Source organism: Brevibacillus humidisoli (assembly GCF_020923435.1).
Lineage (GTDB): Bacteria > Bacillota > Bacilli > Brevibacillales > Brevibacillaceae > Brevibacillus_E > Brevibacillus_E humidisoli.
This window is the reverse complement of record NZ_CP087263.1, coordinates 3491267-3503746: the sequence shown is the minus strand read 5'-3', so window position 1 is coordinate 3503746 and position 12480 is coordinate 3491267. Positions and strand designations below refer to the sequence as shown.

Here is a 12480-nt window from a genome sequence, read left to right as displayed (position 1 = left end):
ACACAGAATGGAAGGAGGGCGAACCATGGAGGTAGTCAAAATCTCACCGCGCGGCTATTGTTATGGTGTCGTGGACGCTATGGTGTTGGCTGTGACGACGGCAAAAAACTTTGATCTGCCCAGACCGATCTACATCCTGGGGATGATCGTCCACAACGCCCATGTCGTTGAAGCCTTTAAGGAGCAGGGGATTATCACGCTGGACGGTGAGGATCGTCTCTCCCTGCTGGAGCAAATCGACGAGGGGACGGTCATCTTCACAGCGCATGGCGTTTCGCCGGAAGTGCGCAAGCGAGCTAGTGAGAAGGGCCTGACGATCGTTGACGCCACTTGCCCAGACGTAACCAAGACGCACGATTTGATTCGCGACAAGCTGAAAGAGGGCTATGACGTGATCTACATCGGCAAGAAAGGGCATCCAGAGCCGGAAGGGGCGATTGGGATTGCGCCGGAGCGGGTTCACCTCGTGCAAACGCAGGAAGACGTAGAAAAACTGGAACTGGACGGAAAAAAACTGATCGTCACCAACCAGACGACGATGAGTCAATGGGATGTCAAACACTTGATGGACGCGATTGTCCGCCGCTATCCACATGTGGAGATTCACAATGAGATCTGCCTCGCGACACAAGTCCGTCAGGAAGCGGTCGCCGAGCAGGCCAAGCAAGCAGAGCTATGTATTGTGGTCGGCGATCCGCGCAGCAACAACTCCAACCGATTGGCGCAGGTAGCGGAGGAGATTTCCGGGGTTCCGGCTTACCGCATTGCTGATCTGAGTGAGCTCGATCTCAATTGGCTGCACGGCAAGCAAAGAGTAGCGGTTACCTCCGGTGCTTCTACGCCAACGCCACTGACCAAAGAAGTGATTGCATTTTTGGAACAGTACGATGAAAACAACCCGGCTACCTGGGAGAAAAACCGTACGGTCAACATGAGGAAGATCCTGCCGGCTGTAAAAGGATAGGGGATACGAATAGAAACGGGGAAAGACCATGCCAGATACAGAAACGAACGTACTGCTGCAGGGACGTCGCAGCGATGCAGTCCGCGCCTACTTCTCCATTAGCGGACTGTATTTGTTTATCTACTATGGATTGGGAGCCTTTTACCCGCTCATCTCGCAGTACTACCAGTCCATCCAATTGACAGGAACGCAGATCGGGACCGTCAGCTCGATAACACCGATCATCTCGATCATCGCACAACCTCTGTGGGGAATGGTTTGCGACCGCTACCAGATTCGCAAACCCATTTTGGTTCTTACTCTGCTGGCCACTGCCGGGATCTCGCTGTTGTTTACGATGGTCAGTACCTACGCGTGGATTCTCGTGTTGATTACAGTGCTTTCGCTCTTTCAGTGTGCCCTTGTGCCGATCTCCGACAGTCTAGGGCTGACGTACGCAATCAAGCAAAAGATGCAGTTCGGCAACTTGCGTCTGTGGGGAGCGGTCGGCTTTGCCGTGGCCGTGTTTTTCACCGGATTGGGCGTGCAGGCGTGGGGGCCACATGTGATTTTCTACTTCTTTGCAGCGGCTCTCGTGATGGCCGTTTTCTTTTTGCGCGGGATTCCCGACGGAGGGACGCAGATGAGCGTCAACGTCTTTCGGGGATTAGGGGAACTGATCCGACTGCCTCGTTTTGTCCTGTTTTTGGTCAGTTCATTCTTCATCTTTGGGGCAATCAACGCCAATAACATCTGGTTTGCGATCTACTATCAGCACATTGGCGGTACGGTTGCAGGGATCGGGCTTGCTTTTCTGCTGTTCGCCGGCAGTGAAGCCCCGTTTATGAAGGTATCGTCATATTTCGTCCGCCGCTATGGTTTGGAGCTGACTATCTTGTTGGCGGGCACCGTTTCTGCCCTGCGTTGGTTTTGGTATGGAACGGCACCAAGTACGACGATGGTGATTGCCCTCTTCTTTATTCAGGGGATCTCCGTCGGGTTTTACCTGGCTTCGGCTGCCCAGTACGTTCGTGAAAATACACCAGACTCCCTGCAGGTGACCGCATTGGCGATCTTTACCTCCATCGGACACGGGCTGGGCTCCATGACCTGCAACCTGTTGGGTGGAGTGATCATGGACTATGCCGGTATTCTTGCGACCTACTACTTCTTTGGTACAGCTTCGATTCTCGGATTGATCCCGCTTGTTCTAATCTGCTTCGGACCGTATCGAAAATGAGGTTGAATGGGGGCTGGAACCATTCTGGATGAGCGTAACTTCTTCCGCTTTTCGTTTTGCCGGCGCTGAGGATGGGCCGGCTGACAGTCCGCTGTACAGAGCCAACAGTGTCAGAATCATCAGCAGGGCAAAGATCGGGTAGCGCATATGGTATAGACGGTGAAACATGGCTGATCAACTCCCTTTTGTTGTGATGTGCAACGTAGGCAGCAGATTTTCCATTTTGTAATTCCTAGTATGGATCAACCATGTGCGTCCTATTACAGATTTTTGTAACGACAAGAAGACCCGCTTCCCCTTTTGGGTAAGCGGGTTTTTCCATTTCCCACTAGGCAGCTATTCTGTCTGTACTTCTAGTGAAACGATCGTGAAGTCGATACTGGACGGCAAGATGCTGAAGCAGTAGTCCAGTTCTTCGTACAGGGCCTGCTGAATGGTCATGGTGCAGGTGGGAATCGAGGCGCCAAACGGCAAGCGCAGACTGATCGAAACATGAAGCCGGGGCAGATCGGCAAACAGATACTTCGTCTTGTGCACCTGTGCGACCTGTGGAAATCGGCAGCATACGTGCTGTACGATCTTTTTTAACACTTGTTCGTAGATCTGGATGCGGCCACCGGAAAACGGAGGATAAACAACGGTGGACTCGCCGATAATCTCTTTCCGGGGGGATAAGATCTGCTGGGCGGAGTGGATTAGCCGCTGCAGGAAATCTTTCTCCACTTCAACACGAGGGATGGGAATCACGTGCTTTCCCTGGGTCTCCCGGACAAAACGGGCTGCCTTGATCTCGTCCTCCGGTTTGATCGATTCAATCGAGATATTGTGACTGACAGGAGGCAGTCCCAATGCGTCAACAATCCGGCTGATCATCCGCTGGGAAGTCGCCAATATGAGAAGTCGCTCGATCGGCAGCGTGCGCAGCGCCTGGCGCACATCTTCGGCTTGGTCATGATAAAAAAAGATCGCTCGCTTCACGGCCTGTATTTTTGTTTTTTCATACTTGGCAGACGCTCCGGCTGCCTTACGCCCCTGATAAATCAGGATGCCATCATCGATGATCGCGTCAATCTTGTAGCGGTGAGCCAGTTCGAGCGCGCTGGAGCTTTTTCCGGTGCCGCTTGAGCCAAACAGAGCGTAAATCTCCATACATACCCCTCCCTCGGCTGACTGCCAGCCGGCAAAGGCTTGGCCTGTGGTTTTTCTTTTTCCAGTATACCACGTTGGGTCACCGTGGAGACGGTTTTAGATAAGCAGCTCCCAATTCACGGGAGCGTTCGGCGGCACGCAGAACAGCGGCAGAGACTGCTTGTTGGAAGTGATACGACTGTAAGGCCTCCAGGCCGGCTTGGGTGGTGCCCCCGGGACTGGTCACTTTTTGACGCAGAGTAGCTGGCTCTTCATTGGTCTGGATCAGCATCTGAGCAGCGCCGAGCAGGGTTTGCACGGTGAGCTGGCGGGCGATCTCAGGAGATAGTCCTGCTTGGATCGCCGCTCCTTCCATCGCTTCGACCAGGTAGTAGATGTAGGCAGGACCGCTCCCGGTCAATCCGGTCAAGATGTCCAGTTCATCTTCCGAGACGGCGTAGACGGAACCGATCGCTTCAAACAAGCGGAGCGCTACTTCCAGATGCGATTCGCTGGTGTGGCGGCCGCGGGCGATCCCTGTAACCGAGTGACCGACGGCGGAGGATGTGTTGGGCATCGTGCGAATGACCGGACAGTCAACACCCAACCAGTTTTGTATGCATTCAGTGGAGACACCGGCGATGACCGAGATCACCAACTGATCAGGGCGGATCTGGCCATGCAGGCATTGACACGCTTCTGCCGCATCCTTTGGCTTGATGGCCAGGATCAGAATATCGCTTTGCTCCACCAAGAGAGTCTTGTCCGTAGCAGTCTGCACACCATACTTTGCGGACAAGTGGGTTAAACGCTGTCCGCCGCTGCGGTTGACAACGGTGATTCGCTCAGCGGGAAGCAGGTTGTTCTGCAGGATTCCACCTAGCATCGCTTCGACGATCGAACCTGCACCGAGGAATCCGATGCGAACATGGGCAAGTACGTCGTGTTGAGCAGTCATACGCATGAAGATCCTCCTCTGTCAGCGGATTTGTCCTGTGCCGAGAATCTGATACTTGGTAGAAGTGAGTGCGCGCAGCCCCATTGGACCGCGAGCGTGAATCTTTTGGGTACTGATGCCGATTTCCGCACCGAATCCGAACTGACCGCCATCGGTAAATCGGGTGGAAGCGTTGTGGTATACGGCAGCGGCGTCAACGGCAGCGAGAAAACGGCGTGCATTCGCTTCCGTTTCCGTAATGATCGCCTCCGAGTGAGCGGAGCCGTACTGCTCGATGTGACTAAGCGCTGTCTCCAGGCTGTCGACTGTACGAACCGACATGATCAGCTCCAGGTATTCCGTATGCCAGTCTTCTTCCGTAGCTGGCTTTAAGGCGTCAGCCAGTTCAGGACAGTTGGAACGGGTGAGCTCGCAAGCGCGCAGTTCGACTCCGGCTTCCACTAGTCGCTGCAGCAGGGAGAGCGTCTGTTCACGCGGCCATTTGCTGTGGATCAGCAGCGTCTCTGCTGCATTGCAGACGGACGGACGGCTCGTTTTGGCATTCAGCACGATCGCTTCTGCCATCTCGTAGAGCGCGCTTTCATCAACAAACAGATGGCAGTTGCCGACGCCGGTTTCCAGTACCGGCACCGTTGACTTGCGCACCACCCGCTGAATCAATTCAGCGCCACCGCGAGGAATAATCACGTCGATGAACTCGTTCAACGTACAGAGCGCATCGACTGATTCGTGCTGGTCGGCGAGCAGGTACTGAATCGCTTCGTGCGGCATCTGAAGCGACTGCAGCGCGTCTTGCATGCTGTTGGCCAGCGCCAGATTGGATCGCTTTGCCGAGCGGCTGCCGCGCAGTACGATAGCATTGCCTGTCTTCAGTGCAATACCTGCTGCATCCACGGTTACATTGGGGCGCGCCTCATAGACCATGCCAATCACCCCTAAAGGCACACGTACCGACTGGATGACAAGTCCGTTTGGCTGTGTCCAGCGTTCCGTTACTTCCCCGATCGGATCAGGCAGGTCAGCCAGGGCCTCCACACTTTCTACCAGTTCGTCGATTCGCTTCGGTGTGAGGCGGAGGCGATCCAGATAACTCTCCGGCCGACCTTCCGCTTCCGCTGCCATGATATCCTCTCGATTGGCAGCTAAAATCTCTGTTTCATCCTGCTTGAGGCGGCGGGCAATGGCACGCAGCGCGTCATCCTTTTCCTCCTGTGTAAACAAGGCCCACCGACGTGATGCCTGTTTGGCCAGGCGGGCCTGATCAGCAACACTGGCTCCAACATCTACCTGATGGCTCATACTCCAACGCTCCTCTCTCCATTTTGTTGGTGCTTATTTGTTAGTGGTAATCAAACTGCATGCTCAATACTAACGTGCGTTTTGTGCTTGCTGCACATTAACGGGTCCAATCGGTCCTCCGGTGATCACATTGTCTGTTCCGTCACAGCAGTAGGCAGCATCGCCCATTGATCTCGGTGAATCACCTCATTCGTCCGGTTGGTTTGTCTGTCAGATGTCAGTGCATGCCTCAGTTCACTGGCCGAGTAGCGGCTGACACCGCGACCGATCAGCCGATCGCCTGTGTACACTTCTACTACATCACCCGCCGCAAAGCTGCCCTTCACGCCGGTGACTCCAGCCAGCAGCAAACTGCGGCTGTGGTGGAGCAGCGCTTCGGCAGCCCCATCGTCGATGACGATTTGCCCGTTGACGGGGGAGTGCAAGGCGATCCACTGTTTGCGGGTAGGGATGTTTACTTTTTCCAAAGAATCACTGTACGCTCCCACATAGGTACCGTCACCTTGACCAGCCAGAATCTGCAGCAGCGAATCCTCCTGATCGGCCATGCCGATAAAACTGGGGAGACCGAGCTGCTGAGCCGTCTTGGCAGCCAGCAGTTTGGAGCGCATCCCGCCAGTGCCGAGCGCACCGGCGCTGCCGGCTCTCTCCTCCCACTCTGAGGTGACTACCTCCAGGCGACTGATCCGTTTGGCGTCTCGATGTCTGCGCGGATCTTTGTCATACAGTCCGTTGGTATCGGTCAGCATCACGTAGAGATCAGCGTGGGTCAGCCCCGCAACCAATGCCCCCAGCATGTCGTTGTCACCAAAGGTGAGTTCTGCGACGGAGACGGTGTCATTTTCGTTGATCACGGGGATGACACCCCGGCTCAACAGCAAGGAGATCGTCTGGAAGGCGTGCTGATACCGCTCCCGGTTGGAAAAGTCATCCCGTGTCAGCAAAATCTGCGCTACCGTGTAGCCGTACTGATGAAACAGCGCTGAATACTGCTGCATCAACATGCTTTGCCCGATCGCTGCTGCTGCCTGCTTGGCTGCCAATGTACGGGGGCGCTGCTGGTAGCCGAGCCCCACGTACCCGCTGGCCACCGCTCCGGATGAGACCAGTAGCGTTTCGTGTCCGGCCTGACGCAGGCGGGCGAGCGCCGACACCAGCAAGCTTAGCTTGCCTGGATCGCAGCCACCACGCGGCGAGGCGAGAGAACTGCTGCCTACTTTTACGACGATTCGCTTCCTTGACGTCTTCATCCAACGCCCATCCTTCCATCATCAAAATAAAAAACCCTTTCGTCCGGATAAGGACGAAAGGGATTCTTTCGCGGTACCACCTTATTTGATGACTTGTCAACGCACGGCGCCGACAGCCATCCAGCTTTTCACCGATCAACTGCTGCCGTCTGGCAGAGATCGATCAGTGCTTTCCTTGATAACAGGAGAAAGTGATCCTGTCCAGGTCACCCCTGGCCGCTCCGGGATGGGTTCAAACCGTGTCATGGGCGAAACCTCTCAGCCGCTGGATTCCGCTCTCTGAACCAGATGGACGATCCTACTATTTCCCTTCACTGCGTTCACCGTTTGATTTGTACATAATTATGCCCCTGCTCGTATAAAAATGTCAAGGAGAAACGACAACTTCATTGAAACATCTTGCTGCCGTACGAACCTTCTCGCCGTACGATCTCAAGCTGTCCGGTGCGTTTGTCTCTCTCCAGGCGGTAGGAAACGGTGGGCTGACCACTGCGGTCAGGCAACCCTGCGTTTTGGACGACCACTGTTACGCCGTTTAGATCAGAGGAGATCGTCGTGTTTTGCTGCGAGATCAGTACGGGATCATCTTGGTCGGGAATCCGCAGATAAAGTCTGCCGTTCACGATTTTGGTGTCCAGATTGTCGTACATCTGAACAGCCAATGGGCGGCTCCAGTAGCGGGAAAAGAAAGCGATCACCTTTTCCCTGCTGGAAAAGCGTGGCGGAAGCTGCCGATACAGCAGTCCGTCGTCGCGCTGTATCTTCCCGCCTGGCATGCTTGAGGCGGCGTAGTACAGTTCCTCAAACACGTGTTCGGCACGATTGATAAATAGAACCAAATCTTGCTTATTTGTCTGGGGATGACGGGAGAGGGCTTTTGCTTTTGAGTCAGCCTCGTTTCGCTGTTGGACACGGGCTGTTTTGGTGTCATCATTCTCATTGCCTTTCGATTCCTGCTCGTCCTTGTCTCCGCAGCCGACGATAGCGAGACAGAGGGCCAGTAGTGCGAGCCATTTTTTCATCTTGTGATACCCCCTGTTGGACAAACCATTTTTTATAGTTTGCGGTTGGGCAGAGGATCATAATCGCGTCAACTTTTTCCTTGCGGCAGAGTAGGGGTTGTCTGGCGGCAGGTTTCCCTCTATGATAGAGGACAGGAATAATCATTTGGGGTGATGGCATGTTCGGGTTTGGCAAGAAAGCAAAAAAAATGGACGGAATTGACATTTTGCTGATCAAGACGGAGGAAGGCAAAAATCGCACCTTTTATCAGGTAGCGTTTCCCAGCGTAGTGGCAAATGATGTGATCAGCATGTTTCGCAAACTGCAGAAGTCTCCCTTTAACAAACAAGAGTACCTGGGAGACATCGGCGGCTTCCGCATGATTACCCATTTGGAAGCACTGACTGCGGTACAAGTTCTCGACGATGTGGATATGGAGGCGCATCCGGTTCAGATCCAGGACTTCGCCAACACACTGCTGCGCCGCTTGGAAGGGCTGCAGGAGAGCGGACAGTTTGAGGAATCGGAAGACTTTGCCTTTTTGATCGGTGAACTGACGATGCTTCGTGACGGCAGCTTCGTGCCGCAGATGTGATAGGTATGTCCAGCGCCGTGACGGGTAGAGGCTGCGATCTCGTACAACGATCGGCGGGATGGACAGAGAGAAAATCCGATTGCAACCGTTTCCTTTTTGCATTACAATAAAAATGGATCAGGAAACAACACTAAAATGCATCCCCATACTGCGTGATTGGCCATGCGAAGAGCGGCAGCGGTCACTTCCGTAACGGAGGATGTTTTTTTAGAGCAACATAATGAATGAGTATTCATTCAAGATGTTGCCGGAAGGACATCGAGCAGTGTCCATACTCATACGTATGAAACAGGGAAGATGGGAGGATCGCAGCGACAGACGTTTCGCTCTTGCTAGGGACAATCTACGCAATATCGCGAATAAGAGGGAGGGTTATGTAATGCAACGAAACATTCGCAAAGCAGCGGTTCTGGGCGCAGGCGTTATGGGAGCAGGGATTGCCGCCCACCTGGCTAATGTCGGCATCCCGACGTATCTGCTGGATATCGTTCCGCGCGAATTGACGGACGATGAAGGGAAGAAGGGACTGACGCTGGAGGACCGAAGTGTTCGCAACCGCTTCGCTGAGGCGGGCAAGCAGCGGCTGCTCAAAGAGAAACCAGCGCCTCTGTATGACAAGGCGGATATCGATCTGATTACGGTGGGCAACCTGGAGGACGACCTGCACAGACTGGCTGAAGTGGATTGGATCATCGAGGTTGTCGTGGAAAATCTGGATGTAAAGCGGCAGGTTTTCGCCAAGATTGAAGAGTACCGCAAGCCCGGTACGATTGTTTCCTCCAACACATCTGGCGTATCAATCAACGAGATGTGCGAGGGTCGTTCTGATGAGTTCCGGGAGCATTTCCTCGGCACCCACTTTTTTAATCCTCCGCGATATCTGAAACTTCTGGAGATCATCCCTGGGCGGGATACCAAGCCGGAGATCGTCCAGTTTATGATGCAGTTCGGCCAGTTTTCGCTGGGGAAAGGAACCGTCCTGTGCAAAGATACGCCCAACTTTATCGCCAACCGGGTGGGCACATACGGACTGCAGGTCTCCATACAGGAGATGGTGAAGCTGGGTCTTGGCGTCGACGAAGTGGACGCGCTGACCGGTCCGGTCATCGGCCGTCCCAAAAGCGCGACTTTCCGCACGCTTGATGTCGTCGGTCTTGATACGTACGTTCATGTTGCCAACAATGTAAAACTGAAAAGCGAGGATGCCGAAGAGAAAGCCGTCTTTGAAGTGCCAGACTTTGTCCTGCAGATGGTAGAAAAGCGCTGGATCGGACAAAAGAGCGGGCAGGGCTTCTTCAAACAGGAACGGACAGCAGCAGGGAAAGAGATTCTGGCATTGGATTACGAACAGCTTATCTACCGGCCGCGTGTAAAAGCCTCCTTTCCTTCCCTGGACGCAGCCAAAGCAGCCAAAACACTGCCGCAAAAGCTGCAGGCGCTGGCATACGGCAAAGACAAAGGAAGCCAGTTTGTCTGGAACGTACTGAAGAAAGTGCTGCTCTACTCCGCCGCCAAAGTGCCGGAGATTGCCGATGATATCGTCTCGGTTGATCAGGCCATGAAGTGGGGCTTTGGCTGGGAACTAGGGCCGTTCGAGACCTGGGATGCAATCGGTGTAGAGAAATCAGTCGCCCGGATGCGTGAAGAGGGAGAAACGATGCCGCCACTTGTTGAGGAACTCCTCGCCACCGGCAAAACCTCATTTTATGAGCGAAAGGAAGGTCGTACAGCCGCCTTCGCTATCGGTGGAGCGTATCGAGACGTAGAAGAGAAAAAAGAGATCATCAACCTGGCCCAGTTAAAAGAGCAGGGCCGCCTGATCAAGAAAAACGCTGGAGCAGCGCTGATTGATCTGGGAGACGGAGTAGCCTGCCTGGAGTTTACTTCACCGCACAACGCGCTTGGGATGGACGTGCTGCAGATGGCTGGCTATGCCGCAGAAGAGGTGAAGAAGAACTTCATCGGCCTGGTGATCGGCAATCAGGGGAAAAACTTCTGTGTCGGCATGAACCTGGCGATGGCGCTGATGGAAGCACAGGATGAAAACTGGTTTGAGTTGGAGATGCTGATCAAGAACTTCCACAAGATAGGCGATACCTTTCGAGCCATCAACCGTCCGGTGGTAGCAGCGCCGTTCGGGATGACGCTGGGTGGTGGCGTGGAAGTATGTTATCTCGCTGACCAAGTGCAGGCGGCTCCGGAGACCTATCTCGGTCTGGTGGAAGTAGGCGTCGGTCTGCTGCCGGGGGGCGGCGGTACCAAGGAAATGCTGTTCCGTGCGATGGAAAACGTACCGGAAGGCGGCAGCATGCCGGTCGATCCACTCCCGTATGTGGCCCGTGCGTTTGAGACCATCGCGATGGCCAAAGTCTCCACCAGTGGCAAAGAAGCGATCAAACTAGGGTATCTCCGCCCCACTGACCGGATCAGCATCAATGGCGACCACCTGCTCTACGATGCCAAACAGTTGGTCCTGGAGATGGACCAAAAAGGCTATGCGCCGCGTAAACCGCGCAAGATCCGGGTCATCGGCGAAGCCGGCTACGCGACGCTTCGCCAGAATGTTCACGCGATGCAGATCAGCGGCATGATCAGCGAACACGATGAGCTGATCGCCAGCAAGATCGCATACGTGATGTCAGGTGGCAGTGTTCCGGCGGGAACGGAAGTAAACGAACAGTATATTTTGGAACTGGAACGCCAGGCCTTCATGGAGTTGATCAAGACTCCGAAGACACAGCAGCGGATGCAGCATATGGTTACCAAGAACAAACCGCTGCGCAATTAGTGTGAGTGTTGGCTCAAAGCAAGGAAGTGAATTCGACGTAGGATTTCGCCATATAGAGGGAGGAGAGACGATGAGGGAAGCAGTGATTGTGGCCGGCTCTCGTACAGCGGTCGGTAAAGCCAAGCGGGGCAGCTTGAAAGATGTCCATCCAGTGGATATGGGGGCTGCCGTGGTCGAAGATCTGCTGCGACGATTACCCGCTCTCGATCCGGCAGAGATTGAGGATGTGGTGATCGGCAACGCTGTTCCGGAAGCGGAACAGGGGATGAACATGGCCCGACTGATCGGGCTAAGAGCCGGACTGCCGACCAATGTGTCGGGCATTACCATTAATCGTTTTTGTTCGTCAGGACTGCAGACGATCGCTTATGCGGCACAGCAGATCATGGTCGGAGGGGCCGATGTGATTGTCGCCGGCGGAGTTGAGAGTATGAGTCTCGTGCCGATGCTCGGCAATAAAGTAGCGTTGAACCCGACACTGGTGGATACCATGCCCGATGCCTACATGAGCATGGGACACACAGCCGAACAGGTGGCCAGTCGCTACCATATCACCCGAGAAGAGCAGGATGCCTTTTCGCTGGAGAGTCACCGGCGGGCAGGGACAGCGATTAAAGAAGGCAAGTTCCGTGAAGAAATCGTACCGATCACAGTAAAACGGCATCACGTGGACGAAGCTGGAAAGCTTCACGTAACCGAATCGATCTTCGATACGGACGAAGGCGTCCGCTACGACACCTCGCTTGAAGGCTTGGCCAAACTGAAGCCGGTGTTTCACGTCAAAGGGACGGTCACAGCAGGCAACGCCTCGCAGACAAGTGACGGCGCAGCCGCCGTCGTCGTAATGTCTGCAGAAAAAGCAGCAGCCCTCAACCTGAAGCCCATTGCAGCGTTCCGTTCTTTTGCGGTCGGCGGGGTTGACCCTGATGTGATGGGTATCGGACCGGTGGTGGCGATTCCGAAAGCACTAAAAATGGCTGGCGTCTCATTGGGCGACATCGATTTGATCGAGTTGAACGAAGCGTTCGCTTCACAGTCGCTGGCCGTCATCCGCGAGTTGGGGTTGGATCATGAGAAGGTAAATGTAAACGGCGGGGCAATCGCCCTTGGTCACCCTCTCGGATGCACAGGTGCAAAGCTGACGGTCACCTTGCTTCACGAGATGAAGCGTCGCGGTGGACGCTATGGTGTGGTTACGATGTGTATTGGCGGTGGCATGGGAGCAGCTGGCGTGTTTGAAATGCTGTAAGGCGGATTGACCTGACCATGAAAAAGGA

11 protein-coding genes are annotated in these 12480 nt (G+C 54.5%); 5 read left to right on the top strand and 6 right to left on the bottom strand.

Going from position 1 to position 12480, the window contains the following annotated elements:
* Positions 1-25 precede the first annotated feature (25 nt).
* Positions 26-964 carry a 4-hydroxy-3-methylbut-2-enyl diphosphate reductase gene (locus tag LOK74_RS17180; protein WP_230043238.1) on the top strand — a complete coding sequence of 313 codons (939 nt, stop codon included), beginning with the start codon at positions 26-28 and terminating at the stop codon, positions 962-964.
* Between the two features lie 28 nt (positions 965-992).
* A complete protein-coding gene (locus tag LOK74_RS17175; protein ID WP_230043237.1) occupies positions 993-2183 on the top strand; it encodes an MFS transporter in 1191 nt (396 codons plus the stop codon).
* Here LOK74_RS17175 and LOK74_RS17170 read toward each other — a convergent pair.
* From LOK74_RS17170 to LOK74_RS17145, 6 genes are all read right to left on the bottom strand, one after another.
* Positions 2154-2351, bottom strand: coding sequence for a hypothetical protein (locus LOK74_RS17170; RefSeq protein ID WP_230043236.1), 198 nt, complete (start codon positions 2349-2351; stop codon positions 2154-2156). The two genes, LOK74_RS17175 and LOK74_RS17170, sit on opposite strands and share 30 nt — an antisense overlap.
* Positions 2352-2519: 168 nt before the next feature.
* The gene (locus LOK74_RS17165) at positions 2520-3332 is read right to left on the bottom strand and encodes a hypothetical protein (RefSeq protein WP_230043235.1); all 813 of its coding nucleotides are present in this window, start codon (positions 3330-3332) and stop codon (positions 2520-2522) included.
* A gap of 79 nt (positions 3333-3411) precedes the next feature.
* Complete coding sequence (gene proC / locus LOK74_RS17160) at positions 3412-4269, bottom strand: pyrroline-5-carboxylate reductase (protein WP_230047043.1); 858 nt, start codon at positions 4267-4269, stop codon at positions 3412-3414.
* Between the two features lie 21 nt (positions 4270-4290).
* Positions 4291-5568, bottom strand: a complete 1278-nt coding sequence (locus tag LOK74_RS17155; RefSeq protein WP_230043234.1) for a glutamate-5-semialdehyde dehydrogenase — start codon at positions 5566-5568, stop codon at positions 4291-4293.
* 125 nt (positions 5569-5693) lie between these two features.
* Complete coding sequence (gene proB, locus LOK74_RS17150) at positions 5694-6818, bottom strand: glutamate 5-kinase (protein WP_230043233.1); 1125 nt, start codon at positions 6816-6818, stop codon at positions 5694-5696.
* 386 nt (positions 6819-7204) lie between these two features.
* On the bottom strand, positions 7205-7840 hold the full coding sequence (locus LOK74_RS17145; RefSeq protein WP_230043232.1) for a hypothetical protein: 636 nt from the start codon (positions 7838-7840) through the stop codon (positions 7205-7207).
* Between the two features lie 158 nt (positions 7841-7998).
* Between LOK74_RS17145 and LOK74_RS17140 the strand changes: the two genes are divergently transcribed.
* The 3 genes from LOK74_RS17140 (at position 7999) to LOK74_RS17130 (ending at position 12452) form a co-directional block, all read left to right on the top strand.
* Positions 7999-8415 carry a hypothetical protein gene (locus tag LOK74_RS17140; RefSeq protein WP_230043231.1) on the top strand — a complete coding sequence of 139 codons (417 nt, stop codon included), beginning with the start codon at positions 7999-8001 and terminating at the stop codon, positions 8413-8415.
* Between the two features lie 379 nt (positions 8416-8794).
* Positions 8795-11203, top strand: coding sequence for a 3-hydroxyacyl-CoA dehydrogenase/enoyl-CoA hydratase family protein (locus tag LOK74_RS17135; RefSeq protein ID WP_230043230.1), 2409 nt, complete (start codon positions 8795-8797; stop codon positions 11201-11203).
* Positions 11204-11273: 70 nt separating this feature from the next.
* Positions 11274-12452, top strand: coding sequence for an acetyl-CoA C-acetyltransferase (locus LOK74_RS17130; RefSeq protein WP_230043229.1), 1179 nt, complete (start codon positions 11274-11276; stop codon positions 12450-12452).
* Positions 12453-12480 lie beyond the last annotated feature (28 nt).